This is a genomic window from Sphingomonas sp. CFBP 8760, from assembly GCF_014841615.1.
In the GTDB taxonomy this organism is placed as follows: domain Bacteria; phylum Pseudomonadota; class Alphaproteobacteria; order Sphingomonadales; family Sphingomonadaceae; genus Sphingomonas.
In genome coordinates this window covers 24,639-45,806 of the sequence record NZ_JACYUG010000005.1, presented here as the reverse complement: position 1 = coordinate 45,806, position 21,168 = coordinate 24,639, and the positions used below count along the sequence as shown (strand labels likewise).

The window sequence follows — 21,168 nt, the reverse complement described above, 5'->3', positions numbered from 1 at the left end:
CGCGGAGAACGACGATGCACCACCACATGAGCGCCGAAATGCAGGCCTGCATGGATGCCTGCCACCACTGCCACATTACCTGTCTGTCGATGACGACGCAGCATTGCCTTCAGGTAGGCGGCCCGCACGCCGCGCCCGACCACATCAAGATCATGCTGGATTGCGCGCAGGTTTGCGCCACCTCGCTCGACTTCATGGCGCGCGGCTCCGACCAGCATAAGCTCGTGTGCGGCATCTGCGCTCAGATCTGCCGGGCTTGCGCGGCGAGCTGCAAAGGGCTGGACGGGATGGAAGAGTGCGTCGCCGCCTGCGAGCGGTGCGCCGAGGAATGCGAGAAGATGGCCGCCTGAGCGGCGAGGCGGGCGGCGCTTGGCCGCCCGCCCTTCACATCGCCGAAGCGGGCGGTTCGAGCGTCCCCAGCCATGCGACGAGCGCCAGGATCGCCACTGCGCAGCTCGCCTCGACCGCGAGGCTGCGCCGCAGGGCGCGAAGCGCGCCGTGATGATCGGCCGCGGCGATCGAGCGCTCGAACGCCGGCGTAAGTCTGAAGCGGTTGAGCGACGCGAGCGCGAGCATTGTGCCGAACAGCGCTAGCTTGGCGATCAGAAGCTGGCCGTAGCGCGTAGTCGGAAGGTCCGGCAGATTGGCGAGGCCGACCAGCAGCCACGCGTTGACGACACCCGTGACGACGATCGTGCCGACCAGGATCGTGCCGACCATGCCGAACCCGTGCAGTGCGCGGTGCGTCAGAGTCAGATGGGCGGCGTCGACGCGGCCGACCGGCCGGGCGACCAAAAGCACGAGCCCGAGTAGGGCTCCGGCCCAGGCTCCGCCCGCAAGCAGGTGAAGAATGTCGGCGCCCAGATGCACCCAGCCAACAGCGCCCTCGTCCATCGCGCCGTGTCCTGTCCAAGCAAGCGTGGCGAGCGCCACGGCCGCAGCGAACGTCACCAAGCCGAGCAAAGCCGCGCGATCGGTTGCCACGAGGGCCGCGACCGACGCCACCACGAGCGCAGCTATGCGCGCTTCCCACGCGGTGCCCGTTGCGGACCCGGAGAGGAGCATCCCGATCGCCTCCTGATCGACCGGCCAGGGCGGTGCCCCGGCCATCGCCGCCGCGAGCAGTGCGAGGGCGATCCCGGAGAACAGGAGGCCGAGCAGGCCGCTTCCGACGAGCCAGGGGCGCAAGGCGAGCGCATTGGCGCGCTCGCCGGCTTTGAGGCCGTAGAGACTAAAGGCCGACAAGCCGAACAACCCGCTCAGCGTTGCATAAAGCGCGACGCGAACCGCGATCAGCGGCCAGTCGGTCTCCACCCTTACTTGACCGCGAAGGCGAAGTTTCCGGCTACCCGGTGGGTGTCAACCGAGACCACATGCCAAGCGACGCTGTAGCGCCCCGCGGCGAGCGGCGCCTTGGGCGTGACGACGAGCGTGCGGCCATCATCGGCGACCCCGGCCGCAGCCGCGACCTTCATGGGCGCGTGCGCGGTGCCGCCATGCGCGGTCATCATCAGGTCCGCGCCCGAGAACTTCGGCATCAGCTTCTCGCTGAACCGCAGCGCGAGGCGCGCGGGCTTGGCGACAGTCGCGTTCGGCGCCGGTGAGGCGGACAGCAGCTTAGGATGAGCCTGGGCGGCGCTGGCGAGCCCGAGGATGGCAAGGGCGGCAGGGATTAGGGCGCGACGCATGCGGTTACTCCGTGATGTTCTGTCCATTCTACGCGGCACGGTCGCGCACCCCTCACGCGACCGATGAGGGATGATGGGCAGCGCTGCGTAACCAGTGTTAGAGGGGCGGAGTGGAAAACATGGATGATCTGGACAGAGCGTTGGTGAGGTTGGCGGGAGCACCTGTTCCGGCTGCGCTGGACGACGTCGAAGCACGTGTTCTCGCGCGCATCGGCACACGGCCGGTCGTGCGACAGGCCGGGCTCGGCATCGGTGCGGTGACGGTCGCGGCATTGGCGATCGGCATGATCGGCGCCGAGCTGCCCGCGACCGCGAGCCCCGCGGTGTCGCTCGCACCGCTCGGCGGGGCCTCGCCGCTCGCACCCTCGACTTTGCTGATCGGCGAGCCGTGACCTCGACCAAGCGCGTCCTGCTGTGTGTCGTACTCGCCTTTCTCGCGGCGATCGGGGGCGTGTTCGTTGGACGTGCGCTGTTGCCCCAGCCCAAGCAGCCGGGCGCCGCGCTGCACGAGGTCCTGCACCACAAGCTCGCGCTCGATGCCGATCAGCAGGCAAAGCTGAAGGTTCTGGAGGACCGGTTCGCGGTGCAACGGCGCGCTCTCGAGCTGGAGTTGCGCGCGACCAATGCTCGGCTCGCCGAGGCGATCGAGGCCGAGCACGGCAACGGCCCGCGGGTCACGGCCGCGGTCGATCAGAGCCATGCCGCGATGGGCGAGCTGCAGAAGGCCACGTTGGCGCATATCTTTGCCATGCGGCAGCTTCTGCGCACCGATCAGACCTCTCAATTCGATGCTGCGGTGGTGAAGGCGCTCACCGACGGCCAGGGGTGAGCCTCGATTGGACCACGCTGTCCGATGGCGAGCTGGCGACGCTCAGCATTGCCGGTCGGCAGGCCGCTTTTGCCGAAATCGTGCGACGCTACCAACAGCCGGTGTTCCGGCTCGCGCGGGCATGCGTCGGCGAACCCGACGAAGCGCTTGATCTGGTGCAGGAGACGTTCGTCGCCGCACACCAGGCCCTCCCGCGCTACGACGGGCAGCGCGCCATGAGAGCGTGGCTTTCGACGATCGCGATCAACAAATGTCGTGACTGGGCGCGAAAGCGCACGGTGCGCCGGTTCTTCTCCTTCGCGGCCCCCATCGATCATCGGGCTGAAGCTGTGGTGGACGATCAGGTGGCAATCGACGACGGCGCAGCCGACCGCCAGGAGTTGGACCGGGTAACAGATGCCATTTCCGCTCTGCCCATGAATCTAAAAGAGGCTCTGGTGCTGCGCACCATCGAGGGTTTGAGCCAAGCCGAAACCGCCGACGTGCTGGGGATCAGCCAGAAGGCTGTCGAAACCCGCCTCTACCGTGCCCGCTCGCGTCTCCTCGAAAAGTTGAACACCGAACAAGGGATCGGCGTGCGGGACGCGTAGAAGGAGTGAAACGGGCCGGTAGCGGCCCACCTTCTAGGAGCTTTCATGTCGCGCGTTCTCGACCGCCGCCAAGTGCTGCGCGGTGCCACCCTAGCCGGAAGCGGCCTTGCTCTGTCGGCCTATATGCCGGCGTGGGCGCAGCCGGTGTCCGCGGGCATCGCCAAGCCGTTGCCGACAGTTTCGGGCGACGACATTACGCTAAAGATCGCTCACCAGATGATGATGATCGACGGGCGGCAGAGCCACGCGATCGGCATCAACGGCACCGTGCCTGCTCCGCTCATCCGCTTGCGCGAGGGGCAGAACGTGCGCCTCCACGTCGTTAATGATCTGGATGAGGAAACCTCTATTCATTGGCACGGGCTGCTGGTGCCCTTTCAGATGGACGGCGTGCCCGGCATTGCCTTTCCAGGCATCCCGGCACGATCGACCTTCACCTACGAGTTCCCGATCATCCAGAGCGGCACCTACTGGTATCACAGCCACTCGGGGCTCCAGGAGCAGGAGGGGCACTACGGGCCGATCCTGATCGACCCCAAGGACCCCGACCCGGTGCAGTTCGATCGCGAGCACGTCATCGTGCTGTCCGATCACAGCTTCCAGCACCCGCACTACCTGTTCGACCGCCTCAAGAAGGAGTCGGGCTACTTCAACCGCCAGCGCCAGACCCTAAGCGGGCTGCTGGCGGGCAAGGATCAGCCGCTCAAAGAGCGGCTGATGTGGGGCAAGATGCGGATGGACCCCGCCGATGTCGCCGACGTGACCGCCTCGACCTACACCTATCTGGTCAACGGCCATGGTCCCAAGGACAATTGGACCGCGCTGTTCCGGCCGGGCGAGCGGGTGCGGCTTCGGTTCATCAACGCATCGTCCATGACGACCTTCAACGTCCGCATCCCCGGCCTGCCGATGACGATCGTCGCGGCTGATGGGTTGAACGTGCGCCCCGTTCAGATCGACGAGTTCCAGTTCGGCCCGGCCGAGACCTATGACGCGATCGTCACGCCGCCCGACATGCGCGCCTACACGCTGGTGGGCGAGAGCGTCGATCGCTCCGGCATGGCGCGCGCGACGCTCGCACCCCGCGAGGGCATGGCTGCCGAAGTCCCGCCACTTCGCAAGCGGCCGCTCGCGACCATGAAGGACATGGGCATGGGCGGCCATGACATGAGCACGATGGATCACGGCTCCATGCAGGGCATGGGAAGCGCTGCGACGGGCGCACAGGCTGGATCAATGGCGGGCATGGACCATGGCGGTATGGACCATGGCGCAGGTGCCGGTTCGATGCAGGGCATGGACCATTCCCAGATGAACCATGGTGCCGCCGGCGCTGCTGCCGGCGCCATGGCCGGGATGACCGCGCCGCAGGGTCAGAGCGGCGCCATGCCCGGGATGGATCATGGGTCGGGTGCGATGCCGGGCATGACAGATGGGCAGCCGATGGCCGGAATGGACATGGGCAGCATGAACATGCGCGATTTCTCGAAGGCCCCGGGTGTGAAGAAGGGTCCGGGTGTCCAGACCATTTCGGCCATGCCAGTCGATCGCACGGGCGAGCCCGGTCAGGGCCTCGAGAATGTCGGGCACCGCGTGCTGACCTATCGCGATCTGGTGGCACTCGATCGCAATCCCGACACGCGGGCACCCGAGCGCGAGATCAAGCTCCACCTTACCGGTAATATGGAGCGGTACATGTGGGGTTTCGATGGCGAGAAGCTGTCGGAGAGCCCCGATCCGATCACCCTGCTGCACGGCGAACGGGTGCGTGTCACCCTCATCAACGACACGATGATGGGCCATCCCATTCACATCCACGGTCACTTCTTCGACCTGGTGACGGGGAAAGGTGCCTATGCGCCCCGGAAGCATACCGTGCTCGTCCAGCCAGGCGGCACGGTGAGCTGGGACGTGACAGGCGAGGAAGGCGATTGGGCGTTCCACTGCCACATGCTCTACCACATGCACGCAGGGATGATGCGCGTCGTCCAGGTCCGCAAGGCCGGGGAGGCATCAGCGTGAACCGGTCACTCCTTCTCGCCGGCCTTGCCTCGGCAGTCGTCGCCGGCCCTGTGTTCGGGCAGAGCATGGATCATTCCATGCACAACATGCCGGGAATGACCATGCCGGCGAAGCCCGCGGCCAAGGCGACCCCCAAGCCCGCGCGGAAAGCGGCAGCCAAGCCCGCGGCCAAGCGGAAGGCCCAGGTTCGGAGGGCCCCGCGTCGCGCTCAGGCCGCGCCGGCTCGGGTGGCCGATCCGCACGCCGGTCACGACATGAGCGGGATGCAGGGAATGGACATGGGCGCTCAGCAGCAGCCCGCGCCCGCGCAAGATCCGCACGCCGGGCACGACATGTCCGCCATGCCCGGCATGGGTTCCCCGGCAGCAGCCGGGCAGGACCCGCACGCCGGGCACGACATGAGCGCGATGCCCGGCATGGCGATGGATGGTAGCCAGACAGGCGCCAAGATCGGGACCGACCTCCCCCCCGGCAACAAGCCCGCTCCCGCTCCGCCCGGCGATCATCTCGCCGATCGTTTCTGGGGGGCGGATGCCATGGCCAGCTCCCGCGAGAACGACCTGCGGCGCGAGCATGGCGGGATGACCTACTATCAGGTGCTCTTCAATCTTGCGGAGTATCAGGCCCGCAAAGGAAGCGACGGCTACCGCTGGGATGGCGAGGCTTGGGTCGGAGGCGACATCAATCGCCTTTGGCTGAAGTCAGAAGGCGAAGGTGGTTTCGGCAAGGCGCTGGAGAGCGCCGAGGTGCAGGCGCTCTACAGCCATGCCCTCGATCCCTATTGGAATCTCCAGGCCGGCGTCCGCTACGACTTCAAGCCGAACCCGTCGCGCACCTATGCGACGATCGGGATCGAGGGCTTGGCCCCCTACCAGTTCGAGGTCGAGGGCGCGCTGTTCCTCTCCGACAAGGGGGACGTGCTCGCCCGCGCCGAGGGCTATTACGACCAGCGCATCACCAACTACTTCGTTCTCCAGCCCAGGGTAGAGGCCAACTTCGCCGCCCAGGACGTGCGGGAGACCGGGATCGGCTCCGGGCTGACGGACCTGGAGGCCGGTTTGCGGCTTCGCTACGAGGGCCGCCGTGAGTTCGCGCCCTATATCGGCGTGTCGTGGGAACGGCAGTTCGGCGACACCGCCCGCTTCTCGCGGGCGCGGGGCGACGACACAGGGGGCTTCAGCTTCGTCGCCGGCGTGAGGACCTGGTTCTGAGCCCGCGGCTCCGCCTCCACCTTGGAGCGAGCAAGATCCACCGCTGGCTTGCTCTCCTGATCGGCGCGCAGGCGATCGTCTGGTTCACCAGCGGCCTTGTGATGAGCCTGCTCCCCATTGACACCGTGCACGGCGATCACCGGATCGAACGGAACGCCGAGCCGGCGCTGTCGAGCACCCAAGGCTTCGCATCGTTGCCTGCCTTGCTGGCGTCGGCCGGAGCGCCGGTCCGCCAGCTTCAGCACCGAATGCTGCTCGGGCGAGCGATCGTTGAGGCACAGCTTGTGGATGGTCGCATCCGTCTGCTGGACGCTCGCACGGCTGCGCCGATCCCACCATTGGATGCCAGGGTGGCCGGGACGATCGCTCAGAAGGCGTATCGGGGGGCTGGTGTGCCCGCACCCACCATCGAGCGGATTGAACGAGCCAGTACCGAGTATCGCGGGGCGCTGCCGGCATGGAGTGCAACGTTCGCCGACGATGACGCCACCCGAATCTATGTAGCGGCCGAGACGGGACGGCTCACGTCGGTCCGAACAGGAACGTGGCGGCTGTACGACTTCTTCTGGGGTCTCCACATCATGGATTGGACGGAGCACGAGCGGTTCAACACGCCGTGGCTCAACGCTTTCGCCGCAGGCGGTCTCGTCTTCGCAGTGTCGGGTGCGATCCTTCTCTTCATGCGCTGGCCGAGACGGCCGCGCCGCAAAGCCGGGGGGCGTATTTCCAGACAGGGAGTCGCATGATGGACGAGCACCAAGGCAAGATGAACATGGGCATGGGCTACGGTCGTTTTGCGGCAATGGTGGCGACTTCGACCGTTGTCATGTTCGGGCTGATGTACGTGAACGTCTATGCCCTCGGGCATATAGAGTTCAGCCAGACGCGGTTCTGGATGGCCTTCGTGATGGGCGCCACGATGGCGATCATCATGCTCCTTTTCATGTGGTCGATGTACAAGAACAAGCGGACGAATGCCGCGATTATCGGCGGTAGCATCGTAGTGTTCGCGCTCGCGCTGTGGCTCGTCCGCAGCCAGGAGACGGTGGATGACGTGAGCTGGATGAAAGCCATGATCCCGCACCACTCGATCGCGATCCTGACGAGCGAGCGCGCGCACATCAAAGACCCCGAGGTGCGCAAGCTGGCGGACGGAATCATCGATGCTCAGGTTCGTGAGATCACGCAAATGAAGCGGGCCATTGCCAGGCTTGAGGCAAATCCTACGCCTGCGAATGCGCCCGACCTGCCTTCCTATCGTGACAAGCAGGTTCCCCCTCCCCCACCTGAAACTGATGATAGCGTCGGGGTGAATACCCTTCAGCCGATCCGCTGAATTCGATCATGGGCGTGAGGGATACGGTACGCGCGCCCGTATCCCTCCTGTGGGCGGGGGCGTTTACCCAGGAGAGACACGATGAAGAAGATGACTGTTTTGGCCCTCGCGGCCGCGCTCGGCGCCGCTCCGGCCATCGCCCAGATGCAGGGCATGGATCATCCGGGCATGAACCACGGTCAGATGATGAAGCCGACGCCGGCGAACCCCTATCCGCCCTCTGAAATGCAGATGCATCAGAAGATGATGTCGGCCATGGGCGCTGATGCGACCGAGACCTGGGTCCGCAAAATGGTCGAGCATCATCGCGGTGGCATTGCCATGTCGCAGATAGTGTTGCGCGAAACCAAGGACGCAAAGGTCCGCATGATGGCCACCAAGACGATCGCCGAGCAGAACAAGGAAGTCGGCGAGCTGAACGCCTGGCTGCGGGCGCACGGCAAGGCTGCACAGTGATCGGCCCCCGCCCCACCGCAGGGTTTGCCTGCGGTGGGGCGGCCATCTAGGAATAGACATGACCCGCATTCGCCTTCTCGCCGCTGTTGCAGCGTTCGCCATGCCGGTCGCAGCCGTGGCTGTCGGGCCGGTGCTGATGCACCGCGATCCGGGCTGCCCATGTTGCGAGAAGTGGGCGCAGCAGGTGAAGGCTCAGTTCGGTCGGGCGGTCCGCGTCGTCGACGACGCGAACCGGCCCGCGTTCATGAAGGCCCGGGGCGTGCCCGCGGACTTGGCCTCATGCCACACGGCCATCATCGACGGCATGACTTTCGAGGGTCATGTGCCAATCGCCGACATGAAGCGGGCTCTGGCAACGCACCCAAAGGGTGTGACGGGGCTCGCGGTTGCCGGGATGCCGATGGGCTCGCCGGGCATGGAGATGCCGGGCATGAAGACCCAGCCCTACGACGTCGTTGCGTTCGGACCTGGTGGACGCAAGGTGTTCGCCCACCACTGAAAAGGAGGGAGGCGCAGACGCCTCCCTCCCCTGGCTTACTTTTTGGGCATTCCGGACATGTCGTGACCGGCATGATCGCCGCCCTTCTTCATGTCCTTGCAGCAATCGCCCTTGCCGTCCTTGCAGCAATCGGCACCGTCTTTGCAGCACGCCATGTCGGCGCAGCAGGACCCGGCCGCGAAGGCTGCGGTCGGAAGGGCGAGCGCCAGCGCTGCGCCGATCAGCTTGAACTTGGTCATTAAAAGCTCCGTCGATTGAATGTGTGAAACCTGTTGGATGGTTACACGGCTCGTGGAGGTGGAGTGGCGGGCGGTATCAGCCACCCGTTCATGACAGGGGTCGGCGAAGGCCAAGCGGCGATCGGGAATGAGAATAACGGCTCTGCCCTCGCCAGGGCTTCCCCCGGGACGGCGATGCAGGGCGTCGCGCAGGCCGGCTGAGGTGCCTTCTTGTCCGGTGCCGAAGAGCCTTTTTCCTCGCACCCAGCCATTGCCGAGGCGATCGGAGCTGCTTGAGCACTGGTTTCGCAGATCGGCCCCAACCGGACGAGCAGCATCATCGCAAGCACGGCCAGGACGGCAGTGCGAACGAAGCTGACACGAGGGCGAGATCCGGATTTCACGCCAGCTATCGGCAGCCTTTTGGACCTGAAGTCAACGGCTCAGTGCGGCATCGAGAGCGCTGCCGGAGCGATCACCATCCATAGCGCCATGGCGACCATCATCACGTTCTCAGTCAGCGACAGGAAGCCCAGAGGCACATTGCTGTCCCCACCCACGCAGGCGCACTTGAGTTCGCGTTTGTCGACATAGACCGCCTTGATGACGGATACCGCACCGATCGTCCCGATGACGAGCGCGATCGGCACCGAAAGCCAAGTGAGGACACCAGCGGCCATCAGCACGCCCGCAACACCTTCTGCGTAGGGATAGACGTAGGAATAGGGCACCCAGCGCTTGGCGAGCAGATCGTAGTTGAGGAACATGCTCGAGAAGCTCTCGACGTTCTGAAGCTTCAGCATGGCGAGCACGCACATCGAGAAGGCGATGAACCATTCCCCAGCGCGGACCGTGAACGGCGAGCCGAAGGCAGCGTAGCTGGCCGCGAGCGCCATCAGCGCGGTCATGGCGAACACCGCGACTACGGGCCGGTAAGTGACCGCCTTGGGATCGCGCACCGCCTTGCCGAAGAAGCGGCGCAGATCGTCATAACCCCCTACCCGCTCGCCCCCGATGAAGGTCTGCGGTGTGGTCTTCACGCCGTGCTCCGCCTTGAACGCGTCGGTCTCCTCGCGCGTGCGCAGCCAATGATCCTCGACCTCGTAACCTTGCCGGCGCAGCAGATCCTTGGCCTTCACGCCATAGGGGCAGGTGTGCGTCGGCATCACCATGCGATAGATCGTTGCTTTCTTGGGCGCCGCGGTCGCCATCTCACTTCTCCATCCTGTTCGCGGAACCTATATAGGGTCCGTACTATAGTACGGAGTCAAGGCATGGCGGCACTGACGATTGCGGGTCTCGCGCGTGAAGGGGACGTCGGTGTCGAGACCGTGCGCTACTATCAGCGCCGAGGTTTGCTCGATACGCCGGACCGACCCGGAGGCTCCGGCGCGAGCGGTGGTATTCGGCGCTACGGTGTCGATGACGTGCGCCGCCTCCGGTTTATCCGCTCGGCGCAGGCAGCCGGATTCACGTTGGAGCAGATCGGCGAACTGCTAGCGCTCGACGCAACCGACGATCGCGCCCGCGCACGCGAGCTTGCCAATGAGCGGATTGCGGCGCTGGACACCAAGATTCAGGAGCTTGAGCGGGTGCGCGCCTCCCTTCGCCATCTCGCGAGAGAGTGCGGAAGCGGCTCGGCCGGGCCGTGTCCGATCCTTCAAGCGTTCGATCACGCTTGAGTGTTAGGCGCGCGCCATGTGGAGCAATGAAAACCCTGTGGACCGCGCTCATTGAACCGGCCGTTCTCTGGACGGCAGCTAGCCACCCACGAGCAGTCGGTCGGCCACCAGCGACGTCCTGCCGGTCGGCTCCCGACCCAAAGTCGGTCGTAGCCGAGGCACGTTGCCGATCTCCGAAGCGGGCATTCTGAACCACGGTTCTGACACACGCAAACCCTTGAGAGGCCGTGGTAGGTTCCACAGCGTCACAACCGACCGGTTATGACGACTTTCCCGATTGAAATGGTATTTTGGGATTATGGCTCGGTTAGCCGGTGCCACCTGAAACATCGGGAGCCACCTTGGGATCGGGGTCTTGCGCCTTGCCGGTTGCGGGTGCCGCCTTCTGATGCGGCATGGCGGTGAGATAGGCGACAATTTCGTCGACATCCTTCTCGGCCACCGGCGCCTTGTAGACCTCGCGCATCTTGGTGACGGTCGCCTTCCACTGATCCGCCGATAGCGCAGGCTGGGTCAGCGCCATGCTGGCCGAGTGGCACGAAGTGCAGTTGGCGTTGACGACGTCGGCGTGCAGACCATCGGGATAGGTCGCGTCGTCGACCGGCAGGTCGACGCTGGTCGAGGCGAGCGAAAAGCCGCGGGCTGAGACGCTGGTGGGCGGTGCCGGCTCGGATGTCTCGGAGATCGGGGCAGGCGCCTTGCGGCTGCTCGGCGCCCCGATCGAGACGAGGATAATGCCGGTCAGGCCGATCAGGCCAGCGGCCATGATGCCGGGAGACGGGGTCTTCATGCTACTCGCTCCTCAGGCCGCAATGATGGTGGTGGTTTCGATGTTGCCGCGCATGAACCCGCCGGGGTTCCAGATCGGCTTCATCGGCTGAGCGACACCGTTGGCGTTCCAGCAGCGCACCATGATGGGGTTGGGACCGCGCCTAAGCGGCACGCGACCATCCCAGCGCCGGAAGCTATACTTGCCCTCATCCGATCCGAGCGTCGTCCTGTACCAGGTGCGGCCACCATCGGATGAGACATCGACCTTGGCGACGCCGCAGTCGCCGCCCATCGCGATCCCGCCAACCGGGATGGACGCTTCATAGGCGATCACCTGGCCATCCGGCAGGCTGGTCATCCAGCTACGCGGGATCATGCGGTTAATCGGGACGGTCGGGAAGTCTTTCTGTCCCGGCATCACGTTGGCGCCCGGCGTCGCCGGGATCTTGTAAGCCTTGGCCATCCAATATTGGTCGTCAGGGCCGGGCAGCACCTCGATCGCGTTCAGCATCTTGACCCAATAGGTCGAATACCAGCCCGGCACGATCAACCGGCAAGGGAAGCCGTTGAGGAGCGGCAGCTGCTCGCCGTTCATGCCGAAGGCGATCATCACCTCGCCGTCGCGGGCATGGTCGAGCCCAAGCGCCTTCTCGAAGTCGGGGGCGCCAGCGACGACCGGCTGATCGAGAGCGCCGAAGCGTACCTGTACCGCGCCTGCTTTGACCCCGGCGAGATCAAGCACGTCGCGCAGGCGCACACCGAGCCATTTGGCATTGCCCATCGCGCCGTTGCCCCATTGCGCGCCGGCGACACGCGGCTGGAACAACCCACGGCTGTTGCCCGAGCACTGATTGACCGCTGCCATCTCGACGCGCGGCAGGCGCAGCAGTTGGGCAAGGCTGATCGACAGCGGTCTGTTGACGTGGCCGAAGACCTTGAGGCGAAAGCTCTCGACGTCGATCGAGGTCGGGATGTCGGCCCAGTGCCAGCGGACGAAGAACTGGTCGTTGGGCGTGAACACCGACTTGTCGAACACGTCCATCGGCGTCTCCAACAGCGGAGGATGGATGCGTTGGAGGATCATGCTGCCCTTGCCAGGAAAGGCGCTGGTCATCGGCCGCTCGGCATTGCCGCCACGCAGCTTCAGGTCGACGAGCTGCTGCGCCAGCGCAGGTGCTGCGGCAAGGCCGGCGGTGCCGAGCGCCGTACGCCTGAGAAAGCGGCGACGGCTGGTTTCACTCGCCAGCGCGGCGTCAAAATTGTCCATGACAAGGCTCTCCTGTGGCCAGCCACGCTGGCGGATCGAAGGGGCGTTCTGCAAGTGATCGGACCGACTGATCCGATCATCAGGGTGGATCAGTTCGGGGTAGCGATGCAGGGCGAGACGAACAGGTTGCCGCGCCATGCTCCGGCGAGCGTCTTGGCACCGACCAGCAGCCACATCGCCGCGAGCGCGATCGTCAGCACCGTGCCGACGATACCGAAGAAGCCGAGGTTCAGCGTCGTACCGAGGCGGAAGGTGGCGACGGTGTAGACGCCGAGCGGGAAGGTATAGCCCCACCAGCCAAGGTTGAATGGGACGCCGGCGCGCCAGTAGCGGATGGTGATGAGCGTCGCGAGCGCCAGCCACCACAGGCCGAAACCCCACAGGCAGAGCCCGGCGACGACGCCGATCCCTTGCGCGACGGTACCGACACCGACCAGCCCGTGCGCCGCGAGGATCGCCGGCGCATCCGCCCCAAGCACCAGCATACCCAGCGCCCCGGTGCCGATCGGCCCCAGCGCGAGCCAGGAGGATGCCGCCATGCTCTCGTGCGGGAGCTTGTGGAGCGCCATGCGCAGGATCAGAATAGCGAGGATGCCAAACGCGACCGGCACCGAATAGGCCCACAGCACATACGAGGTCGCGAGCGTCACGATCTGCGCGTGGGGATCGGTCAGATGCGGCGCGAGCAGCCCGCCGCTGGCACCCGCCACTTCCGCTGCGACGACCGGCAGCAGCCATACCGCGGTCATGCCGTCCAGGCTGTGCTCGTGGCGGGTAAACATCAGGTAGGGGATCAACACGCCGCAGGCGAGCGACATGGCGACGTCGATCCACCACAGGACGTGTGCGACCGGCATGATGCCGTTACCGAATCGCGCGATCCCGAAGGCGAGACATCCGTTGATGATCGTCGCCAGGCCCATCGGGATGGTCCCGATGAACATCGACACGGTGTTGTGGCCGAAGATGCGCCGTGCCTCATGCCCGAACATCGCCCAGCGCGCGCCATAGAGACCGGCGAACAGGATGAAGAGCGCGATGTTGAAGAACCACAACACCTCGCCAATCGGTTTGAGCGCGGGGCCGATGCCGGGCACCTGCGGCAGCGCGAGAGCGAGGATGCCGGTGCCCATGGTCGCGGCAAACCAGTTGGGTGTGAACTGGCGGATCATCTCGCGCGGGTGATCGAGCCTGCTTAGCGGCTTGAGGCCGGTCAGGGCCGAAGGTGCGTCGGCAGTCATGCGACCTGCTCCTTGATGAGGTCCGTCAGCGCGTCGGCCGCGCGGGTGCGATAGCGTTCCTTGTGGCGCAGCGCGTGGAAGGCGCGATCGGGTAACTCAAGCGCCAGCTCGACCAGATCGCCGGCCTTGAGCGCGCGTGCGACGACCAATCGCGACAACACAGCGACGCCGGCACCGGCCTCGACCGCGGTACGCACCGCCTCGTTGGACGGCAGCGTCATCGCTACCGTCAGCTGGGCCGGATCAAACCCGCGCGTTCGCAGCACGTCCTCGAAGGTCGAGCGCGTGCCCGAACCCTGCTCGCGGACGATCCAGCGTGCAGCGCGAAGCCAGTCCTCGTCGACACGCTCGGCGTCCCTGCGTCCGACCAGCACCATCGGATCGCGTCCGACTTCCCAATGCGCCAGCGCTGGTTCGTCCACTTCGCCTTCAACGAAACCGAGTTCCGCCGCTCCGCTAAGGACCTGCGCTGCCGCGCCTTCGGTGTTGTCGATCGCCAGCTCGACCGCGATCTGCGGGTGGCGGTCGTGGAAGGCGGCAAGCCTTGCGGGCAACCAGTAGCTTGCGATCGTCTGGCTGGCGACGATCCGCAACGAACCACGGGCAAGCCCGGCATAGTCCGCCAGCATCGTCTCGGCATGCGCTGCCCGCCCCAGCACCGCGCGCGCTTCCTCCAGAAAGCCGCGGCCCGCTTCGGTCAGCTGGATGCCACGCCCGACGCGGTGAAACAGAGGAACCCCGTAGCGCGCTTCGAGGGCCGCGACCGCGCCGGAGGCAGCGGACTGCGTGACGTTCAGCACCTCTGCTGCCTTGGTGACGTGTTCGCGCTCGGCGACACCGACGAAGATTCTGAGCTGCTCCAGGGTCATGCAGCTTGTATCGCGCAAACTGATCGATACGACCAACCGTTCGATCTGTTTGTTCCAATCTGGATATCGGAACGATCGGTAATCCTTCGTCTGCGATAGTCTTGAAGGCTTGAAGCGATCCGCGCGCTTGCGGCGTTGGTTCGTCCATGACTGATATGATCGAGCGCAAATCCGATCCCTACAACGCCGAGCCGACGCCCGGCGCGCTGATCGAGCGGTTCCTGACGCCGCAGGCGCTGTTCTACGTGCGCAGCCATGGTGCAGTGCCCGATCTGCCTGCCGATCACCGGATCGCAGTGAGCGGGACGGGCATGGCGAGCCGCTCCTTCTCGGTGGAGGAACTGAAAAGCGCGTTGGCCACGCGGACGGTGACGGCAGTTCTCCAGTGCGCCGGCAACCGGCGCACGGATCTCCAGCAGGTCGCTAAAACGTCCGGCGACCCCTGGGACGTGGGCGCGATCGGCAATGCGGAATGGACCGGCGTACGACTGTCCGACGTACTGGATGCCGTCGGTGCGCCGAATGCGTCCGACCTGTTCGTGGCGTTCACCGGCGCGGACGAGGTGGACGTCGAAGGCGAGGAAGCATTGTTCGGGGTCTCGATCGCCATGGACAAGGCGCGGCAACCCGACGTCCTTATTGCCTGGGCGATGAACGGCGAGCCGCTGACGCCCGAACACGGCGCACCGCTCCGCATGGTGGTGCCGGGCTATGCCGGGGTGCGGAGCGCCAAATGGCTGACACGGATCGAGGTGCGCGAGACGCCATCCGACGCACCGATCCAGGCGCACGACTACAAGCTCTTTCCTGCCGATGTGACGAGCGACACCGTCGACTGGAGCCAGGGTCTGACCATCAATGCCATGCCGCTCAACGCCGCGATCTGCGTGCCCGGCTCTGGCGAAAGCCTGCCGGCCGGGGAGGTGCGGATCGAGGGCTATGCCATCGCCTATGATCGCCGCGTCTCTCGGGTCGAAGTGTCGGTAAACGGTGGTCGCGACTGGCAACAGGCGACGTTCACCGATGATCCGGAGGCGCACTGGGGTTGGCGGCGCTGGACCCTCGACGCCACGCTCGCCAAGGGGCGCCAGCACCTTGTCGTGCGCGCCTTCGACGAGACTGGACAGGGTCAGCCCGAGCGGCCGGATACGGTGTGGAACTTCGCCGGCTATCTGTGCACCGCCTGGCATCATGTGCACGTGCTGGTCGAATGATCGAAGCATCAGCGGCATCGGACCTCGGCTTCTGGATCGATGCGATCGGGCGGCTGGTGGTGGCGACCGCGGCTGGGATGGTGCTCGGCTGGGAACGCTCGCGCGAGAACCGGCAGATCATGGGATTGCGAACGCTGGGTCTGGTCGGTCTGGCGAGCTGCATCGCCGTGCAGGCGATCGTGCACAGTGGCTTGCCGAACGTAAACGCCGATGCCGCAGGACGGGCGATGCAGGGCATTCTGTCCGGCGTCGGCTTCATCGGTGCCGGCGCGGTGCTGCGGGTCGGCCAGGGTCAGGAAGTGCATGGATTGGCGACCGCCGCGTGCATCTGGGTCACGGCCACGATCGGCGCGGCAGCAGGGTTGGCGGTGTGGCCGCTCATCATCGGCGGGTTGAGCCTTGCGATGCTCGTACTGTTCGCGGGCGCTCCGCTCGAACGTCGCATTCGCGAGCGGGCCAGGCTGACTCCGGCAGAGGCCGACCGGAAGGATGCCGAGCGCAAGCCGTGATCCCGCTGGTCCGCCCAGTGCCTGTCGGCGCTAAGAAGCGGCCAGGCGCTATCAGGAGACAAGCCCCGCATCGGCCTGGCGCCGGACCTCATCGGCGATCGGATGCAGCTCGGCAGCGGGTCGCTCGCCCACTACACTATAGCCGATCCCGTCGACAGCCCATGTGACCCGGCCCATGGTCCCGCTGGACGTGCTGGTCATGCTTGCGCTCTTGTCGATTTGCATAGGCCTCGTCAGCACCGCGAGCTTTGACGCTTGCGGTCCATCGTAGAGGAGAAGAGCCGCAGGGCCGTGGGGCGTCGCGACCAATCGCCCCCCGCCATAGCGGTAACCGGCTGTGCTGAGGTCCGGGATGGTCACGCGCTCACCCAATCGGGCGGAGGTCCACCGGATCAGCATGGCGCGCTGGTCGGGGCCGATTTCCGCCGGTCGTATCCGGTCGGCGGCATAGACACGGAAATTGTCACTCGCCTCGTTGGCCAGCGCCGCGATGCCCGCGCGGGGTTCGCCGCTCCAACGCGCACTCGACCAGCCCCCGCCAAACCCGACCGCCAGCAGAAGCGACGCGGCGATGGCGAGTTGCCAACGCGGTTGGCGTTGCCGTCCCCTGATGGCTGCGACGCGCATCGTCGCCGGGATAGGTTCATCCGCGATTGGAGCGAAAAGCGATGCAAGGGCTCGCGCCTGCTCCGCCTGCTCCCGCAAACGGGCATGCACGTCCGGCTGGCCTTCAAGGTAAGCGTCGACCAGACGCTGCCGCTCGGGCGACAGCCTGCCATCGATCCACGCGGCCAGATCGTCCTCTCCGATCGGGCTGGTCATCGAATACTCCTTAATCGTGGCCGTTCACCCTCCCGGAGGAGCGTCGCCAGACGGTCGCGCCCCCGCGATATGCGCGACATCACCGTTCCCAGCGGCACACCGACGACGGCAGCGACTTCCCCATATGACAGACCTTCGACGGAAATGAGGAGCAGCACCGTCCGCTGCTCCTCGGGCAACGCATCAAGTGCGCGCAACAGGTCTCGGTGGTGCAGGCCTGCGTCCTGATCGGCCGGGAGGCCGAGAGCAGCGTCGTCCACGAGGTGGAGCGGAACCGCCGTACCTCGCCGGACATGCTGCCGCTTATGATCGACCAACAGATTATGCAGGATTGCATAGACCCAGGGGCGAACCTCCGTCCCGCGTCGTTGCCGCCAGCGCCCGACCGCGCGCTCAAGGCAATCCTGCACCAGGTCATCCGCCATCGCCTGATCGCGCAACCACGACCGGGCATAACGGCGCAGACCGGGGACCAGGGGCTCGATCGCGGCGGCAAGCGGGTCCATCTCAGTCGCGCTGCACCTGCACGATGCGGCCCGGTGCGCCATTCACCACCTCGGCGACCGCCAGAAAGCGCCGGGGGGCCGCTGCACTGCCCTGAACGATCTGCCGGATCGGACCCGATGCGTTGACGATCGCCGCACCTGCCGGATTGCTCATGAAGTTCGCAAGCGGCTCTACCGCACCGCTGCCGTCCGCGTTGGCGGTGAGCACGAGCATGTAAGGCTTCTTGGGCTGCAGACCGGTAACGGCACTCTGCACGACCTGAATGATGCCCTGGTCGAAGAGGGTAATGCTGCTTGCCGCACCATTGCCGCCAACCGGCCCCATGTTCAGATGCACCGCCTTGCCTGCCGTACCGAGCGGTTGGAGATTGTCGGTGCCGGGGCCTGTCGGAACAGCGTTCGGCACATAGGCGATCGCCTGCGGTGCCTGTCCGACCGGCACGGTGGCAACGACCTTGTTGCCGGCGGTGTCGATCGCGGCAAGTTCATCGGCATTCTCCAGCCCGACATAGATGCGCCGGCCGTCGCCCGATGGCCAGACGCCGTGCGGCATCTTGCCGACCGGGATGGTGGCGACAAGCGCGAAGTCGGACGTGCGGAACACCTTCACCGCGTTTTCCCCGCCCACCGTGACATAGGCGAACTGTCCCCTGACCGTGCGGGCGAAGTTGACGTGATTGGTGATCGGTCCGGTATCCAGCACCTTGAGGATCGCGAAAGGCGGCCTGGCATCGAATGCGACCGTCTTGCCGATGTCCTTCAGCGTGAACCACACCTGCTTGCCGTCCGGCGTCGCGGCGATGTTGGGACAGAACGGACTCGGCTGCGCCACCTGTCCGACCTGCGCGTGGGTCGAGACATCGAACACGGCCAGCACCGGATTGAATGAGGAACAGACATAGCCGTATCGGCCATCGGGAGAGAAGATCGTCATGCCCGGACCACCGGGCGTCTTGATGCGACCGGTCTCCTTGTACGTCGTGGGGTCGAGCACGGCGATGTAATCCTCGCCGCGTACCGTAACCCACACCTCCTTGCCGTCCGGCGTGAAGAACGCCTCATGCGGACTGCGCCCGACATAGGTCGTGTGCTTGACGGTGTTGGTGGCGGTGTCGATCCACGACACGGCGTTGGATCCGATCGACACGACCGCCAGTGTTTTCCCGTCCGGCGAGAAGCCGAGGCCGTGAACCAGCACCTGCCCCTTGTAGAGCGGGGAAAAATTCATCGGCTGCGGATCGCCGAGCTTGATGACGCCGAGCAACCTGTTGTCGGCCGGGTCCGTTACCGACACCGTGTTGGAGAATTGTTCGGATGCATAGACGCGGTCGCGGTGGCTGACAGGCACGTCCTTGGCGTTCCACGGCGCCTGCTGAGCCATGGCAATGCCCGGTGCGGCGCTCATCAGCAAGGCGGCCGAGCGCAGGAAGGTCCGGATCATGTCAGTGCTCCATATGGCTGTGGTGGTCGCCGCCCTGCGTCGGGGCTGGCGTCGAAGGGGGTAGCGGCTGACCGATCGCCAGCTTCATGGCGGCGATCTCCTGCTGCTGATCGATGATGATCTCCTGCGCGATGCGCTTGAGCTGCTCGTTATGGCCGTAGCGCAGCTCTGCCACCGCCATATCAATGGCGCCCTGGTGATGCGGAAGCATCATCGCGACGAAATCGCGGTCGACGTCGCCGGACGGCTTGACCATCATGCCCGCCATCATCCGGTCCATCGCGGCAGATACCATGCTGGCGTAGCCATCGGCGGGGGCGGCCGCGACTGCGCCGGTGAGCATGGCCGAAGCAGTCAGACCCAGCATCCAATTTCGTCTACGCATAAGCCTCCGGCGCATCAGTCTCGAAAGCGTAGACGACGCCCGTCGGGGTTTATTCCATGGGTGAGCCGATTATTGATCCTCAGCAAAACAATGGTCTCGTCGTGACCCTGCCGTTGGTTGACCAGGTCGCCGTCGGACAGCATATGCTCGGGCACGGCGATGGATTTCCGCCGGGCCATTCGGCCGAACCGCCCTCGCAAGGGCCGATGATTCCTACCAGGCGCCGCAAGGCAGCAAGGAGGAATCATGCGCGCGACATTTCGCAATCTCTACGACCAGTTCAACATGGCAGCGTTCATTCGCGATCGCCGCACCCATGCCATGTCGGTGCTGCGGTGGGCTTTGATCCTGGTCCCGATGGCCGCAACGGTGGGAACGCTCTGCGCGGCCTTCCTGTGGAGCCTCGATGCCGTGACCCGGCTTCGCTTTGCCTTTCCCGGGCTGCTCTACCTGCTACCGATCGGCGGGTTCATGGTCGGACTGCTCTACCATCTGACAGGGCGCTCGGTCGAAGGTGGCAACAATCTTATCGTCGAGCAGATCCACGAACCGGGGGGCGGCGTGCCGCTGCGCATGGCCCCGCTCATTTTCTTCGGCACGGTCGTGACACATCTGTTTGGTGGATCGGCGGGGCGCGAAGGCACCGCCGTGCAATTGGGCGGCAGTCTTTCCGGCGGGTTCGGGCGCGCCCTCAAGCTGGATACGCAAGCAACGCGCATCCTGCTGATGACCGGGATCGCGGCAGGGTTCGGCGCAGTGTTCGGGACGCCGATTGCGGGAGCGGTCTTCGCGCTGGAGGTGCTGGCGATTGGCCGGGTCGAGTATCGCGCGCTGGTGCCGTGCCTGGTCGCGGCACTGGTCGGCGACTGGACCTGTCTTGCCTGGGGCATTCACCACGGTATCTACCAGGTCGATGCGACAGTGCCGGTCGACGCTCTAATCGTCATCAAGGCTGGCGTCGCGGGCGTCGTATTCGGGTTGGTCGGACTAGCTTTTGCGGAGGCCAATCATGCGTTTGGCGGATGGCTGAAGCGCATGGTGCCTTATGGCCCACTACGACCCGTCATCGGTGGCGTGGCCGTGATCGCACTGGTCTGGCTGTTCGGAACGCGCGACTATCTCGGCCTTGGCACGCTCGCCGCGACATCGGACGGCCTGACCATCGCCAGCTTCTTTGGTCCCGACACCCATCCATGGAGCTGGGCGCTGAAGCTGCTCTTTACCGTCGTGACCCTGAGCGCTGGCTTCAAGGGCGGAGAGGTGACGCCGCTGTTCTTCATTGGCGCGGCGCTCGGCAATGCGCTCGCGCCCATGTTCGGAGTGCCGACGGGGGTCTTCGCGGCGATCGGCTTCGTTGCGCTGTTCGCGGGTGCTGCCAACACGCCGCTTGCCTGCACGTTCATGGGGATCGAATTGTTCGGGGCGGCCTATGCTGTGCCGATCGCGGTCGCATGCTTCGTCGCCTACCTTTGCTCGGGTCATAACGGCATTTATCTGTCGCAGCGCGTCGCAGTCCCCAAGGTGCCTGCTGCGCACCTCACACCCGGTGCGACCCTGCGTGATGCCCGCACGCACCGTGCTTCCCGCCGACGCTCGCGCGTCTGATCCTGCT

26 protein-coding genes and 1 riboswitch are annotated in these 21,168 nt (G+C 65.5%); of the genes, 14 read left to right on the top strand and 12 right to left on the bottom strand.

Translation table 11 applies throughout. From position 1 onward, the window contains the following. Positions 1 to 26: 26 nt before the first annotated feature. Positions 27 to 350, top strand: coding sequence for a four-helix bundle copper-binding protein (locus IFT82_RS08175; RefSeq protein WP_156348067.1), 324 nt, complete (start codon positions 27 to 29; stop codon positions 348 to 350). A gap of 34 nt (positions 351 to 384) precedes the next feature. Here IFT82_RS08175 and copD read toward each other — a convergent pair whose 3' ends face one another. Further along, complete coding sequence (gene copD / locus IFT82_RS08170) at positions 385 to 1,314, bottom strand: copper homeostasis membrane protein CopD (RefSeq protein ID WP_056025251.1); 930 nt, start codon at positions 1,312 to 1,314, stop codon at positions 385 to 387. A gap of 2 nt (positions 1,315 to 1,316) precedes the next feature. Further along, entirely contained in the window at positions 1,317 to 1,688 is a 372-nt protein-coding gene (copC, locus tag IFT82_RS08165) for a copper homeostasis periplasmic binding protein CopC (RefSeq protein ID WP_056025248.1), read from the bottom strand. A 119-nt stretch (positions 1,689 to 1,807) separates the two neighbouring features. Here copC and IFT82_RS08160 point away from each other — a divergent pair, with 119 nt between their 5' ends. The 9 genes from IFT82_RS08160 to IFT82_RS08120 all read left to right on the top strand — a co-directional run bounded on the left by IFT82_RS08160 (position 1,808) and on the right by IFT82_RS08120 (position 8,631). After that, positions 1,808 to 2,080, top strand: a complete 273-nt coding sequence (locus IFT82_RS08160; RefSeq protein ID WP_056025246.1) for a hypothetical protein — start codon at positions 1,808 to 1,810, stop codon at positions 2,078 to 2,080. Continuing rightward, the gene (locus IFT82_RS08155; RefSeq protein ID WP_056025244.1) at positions 2,077 to 2,517 is read left to right on the top strand and encodes a periplasmic heavy metal sensor; all 441 of its coding nucleotides are present in this window, start codon (positions 2,077 to 2,079) and stop codon (positions 2,515 to 2,517) included. Before IFT82_RS08160 ends, IFT82_RS08155 begins: the two co-directional genes overlap by 4 nt. Next, positions 2,514 to 3,107: an RNA polymerase sigma factor gene (locus IFT82_RS08150; protein WP_056025241.1), complete on the top strand. Its 594-nt coding sequence runs from the start codon at positions 2,514 to 2,516 to the stop codon at positions 3,105 to 3,107. Before IFT82_RS08155 ends, IFT82_RS08150 begins: the two co-directional genes overlap by 4 nt. 45 nt (positions 3,108 to 3,152) lie before the next feature. Beyond that, entirely contained in the window at positions 3,153 to 5,129 is a 1,977-nt protein-coding gene (locus IFT82_RS08145) for a copper resistance system multicopper oxidase (RefSeq protein WP_056025238.1), read from the top strand. A 77-nt stretch (positions 5,130 to 5,206) separates the two neighbouring features. After that, positions 5,207 to 6,340, top strand: coding sequence for a copper resistance protein B (locus IFT82_RS08140; RefSeq protein WP_192125836.1), 1,134 nt, complete (start codon positions 5,207 to 5,209; stop codon positions 6,338 to 6,340). Next, a complete protein-coding gene (locus tag IFT82_RS08135) occupies positions 6,331 to 7,086 on the top strand; it encodes a PepSY domain-containing protein (protein ID WP_056025355.1) in 756 nt (251 codons plus the stop codon). Before IFT82_RS08140 ends, IFT82_RS08135 begins: the two co-directional genes overlap by 10 nt. After that, positions 7,086 to 7,676: a DUF305 domain-containing protein gene (locus IFT82_RS08130; RefSeq protein WP_199860401.1), complete on the top strand. Its 591-nt coding sequence runs from the start codon at positions 7,086 to 7,088 to the stop codon at positions 7,674 to 7,676. Before IFT82_RS08135 ends, IFT82_RS08130 begins: the two co-directional genes overlap by 1 nt. Positions 7,677 to 7,757: 81 nt before the next feature. Beyond that, on the top strand, positions 7,758 to 8,132 hold the full coding sequence (locus tag IFT82_RS08125) for a DUF305 domain-containing protein (protein ID WP_192125835.1): 375 nt from the start codon (positions 7,758 to 7,760) through the stop codon (positions 8,130 to 8,132). Between the two features lie 58 nt (positions 8,133 to 8,190). Further along, entirely contained in the window at positions 8,191 to 8,631 is a 441-nt protein-coding gene (locus IFT82_RS08120) for a DUF411 domain-containing protein (RefSeq protein ID WP_056025228.1), read from the top strand. A gap of 35 nt (positions 8,632 to 8,666) precedes the next feature. Here IFT82_RS08120 and IFT82_RS08115 read toward each other — a convergent pair whose 3' ends face one another. After that, entirely contained in the window at positions 8,667 to 8,870 is a 204-nt protein-coding gene (locus tag IFT82_RS08115; RefSeq protein ID WP_056025225.1) for a hypothetical protein, read from the bottom strand. A gap of 422 nt (positions 8,871 to 9,292) precedes the next feature. Further along, on the bottom strand, positions 9,293 to 10,060 hold the full coding sequence (locus tag IFT82_RS08110) for a MauE/DoxX family redox-associated membrane protein (protein WP_056025222.1): 768 nt from the start codon (positions 10,058 to 10,060) through the stop codon (positions 9,293 to 9,295). Between the two features lie 63 nt (positions 10,061 to 10,123). Here IFT82_RS08110 and IFT82_RS08105 point away from each other — a divergent pair, with 63 nt between their 5' ends. Then, a complete protein-coding gene (locus IFT82_RS08105; RefSeq protein ID WP_056454901.1) occupies positions 10,124 to 10,531 on the top strand; it encodes a MerR family transcriptional regulator in 408 nt (135 codons plus the stop codon). A gap of 307 nt (positions 10,532 to 10,838) precedes the next feature. Here the strand turns inward: IFT82_RS08105 and IFT82_RS08100 are convergent, their stop codons facing one another. The 4 genes from IFT82_RS08100 to IFT82_RS08085 all read right to left on the bottom strand — a co-directional run bounded on the left by IFT82_RS08100 (position 10,839) and on the right by IFT82_RS08085 (position 14,679). Next, entirely contained in the window at positions 10,839 to 11,321 is a 483-nt protein-coding gene (locus tag IFT82_RS08100; RefSeq protein WP_056025216.1) for a c-type cytochrome, read from the bottom strand. Positions 11,322 to 11,333: 12 nt separating this feature from the next. Next, the gene (locus IFT82_RS08095; protein WP_192126038.1) at positions 11,334 to 12,569 is read right to left on the bottom strand and encodes a molybdopterin-dependent oxidoreductase; all 1,236 of its coding nucleotides are present in this window, start codon (positions 12,567 to 12,569) and stop codon (positions 11,334 to 11,336) included. Between the two features lie 89 nt (positions 12,570 to 12,658). Beyond that, positions 12,659 to 13,810 (bottom strand): TDT family transporter, encoded by a 1,152-nt coding sequence (locus tag IFT82_RS08090; RefSeq protein WP_056025209.1) that lies wholly within the window; start codon positions 13,808 to 13,810, stop codon positions 12,659 to 12,661. After that, positions 13,807 to 14,679 carry a LysR family transcriptional regulator gene (locus IFT82_RS08085; RefSeq protein ID WP_056025206.1) on the bottom strand — a complete coding sequence of 291 codons (873 nt, stop codon included), beginning with the start codon at positions 14,677 to 14,679 and terminating at the stop codon, positions 13,807 to 13,809. The genes IFT82_RS08090 and IFT82_RS08085 overlap by 4 nt, the downstream gene beginning before the upstream one ends. 146 nt (positions 14,680 to 14,825) lie before the next feature. On the opposite strand from IFT82_RS08085, the gene IFT82_RS08080 reads away from it, so the two are divergent. Both IFT82_RS08080 and IFT82_RS08075 read left to right on the top strand, forming a co-directional pair. Next, entirely contained in the window at positions 14,826 to 15,893 is a 1,068-nt protein-coding gene (locus IFT82_RS08080; RefSeq protein ID WP_056025203.1) for a sulfite oxidase, read from the top strand. Continuing rightward, positions 15,890 to 16,402 carry an MgtC/SapB family protein gene (locus IFT82_RS08075; protein WP_052149081.1) on the top strand — a complete coding sequence of 171 codons (513 nt, stop codon included), beginning with the start codon at positions 15,890 to 15,892 and terminating at the stop codon, positions 16,400 to 16,402. Before IFT82_RS08080 ends, IFT82_RS08075 begins: the two co-directional genes overlap by 4 nt. A gap of 51 nt (positions 16,403 to 16,453) precedes the next feature. Here IFT82_RS08075 and IFT82_RS08070 read toward each other — a convergent pair whose 3' ends face one another. From IFT82_RS08070 to IFT82_RS08055, 4 genes are read right to left on the bottom strand one after another with little or no spacing between them, the layout of a single operon-like run. Further along, the gene (locus IFT82_RS08070; RefSeq protein ID WP_056025200.1) at positions 16,454 to 17,224 is read right to left on the bottom strand and encodes an anti-sigma factor family protein; all 771 of its coding nucleotides are present in this window, start codon (positions 17,222 to 17,224) and stop codon (positions 16,454 to 16,456) included. Beyond that, positions 17,221 to 17,730, bottom strand: coding sequence for an RNA polymerase sigma factor (locus tag IFT82_RS08065; RefSeq protein ID WP_056025197.1), 510 nt, complete (start codon positions 17,728 to 17,730; stop codon positions 17,221 to 17,223). Before IFT82_RS08065 ends, IFT82_RS08070 begins: the two co-directional genes overlap by 4 nt. A 1-nt stretch (position 17,731) precedes the next feature. After that, complete coding sequence (locus IFT82_RS08060) at positions 17,732 to 19,171, bottom strand: YncE family protein (RefSeq protein ID WP_056025194.1); 1,440 nt, start codon at positions 19,169 to 19,171, stop codon at positions 17,732 to 17,734. Between the two features lies 1 nt (position 19,172). After that, entirely contained in the window at positions 19,173 to 19,538 is a 366-nt protein-coding gene (locus IFT82_RS08055) for a DUF305 domain-containing protein (RefSeq protein WP_229668351.1), read from the bottom strand. 164 nt (positions 19,539 to 19,702) lie between these two features. Beyond that, positions 19,703 to 19,779, top strand: a riboswitch (Fluoride riboswitch). A 23-nt stretch (positions 19,780 to 19,802) separates the two neighbouring features. Between IFT82_RS08055 and IFT82_RS08050 the strand changes: the two genes are divergently transcribed. Continuing rightward, complete coding sequence (locus IFT82_RS08050) at positions 19,803 to 21,161, top strand: voltage-gated chloride channel family protein (protein WP_192125834.1); 1,359 nt, start codon at positions 19,803 to 19,805, stop codon at positions 21,159 to 21,161. Positions 21,162 to 21,168 lie beyond the last annotated feature (7 nt).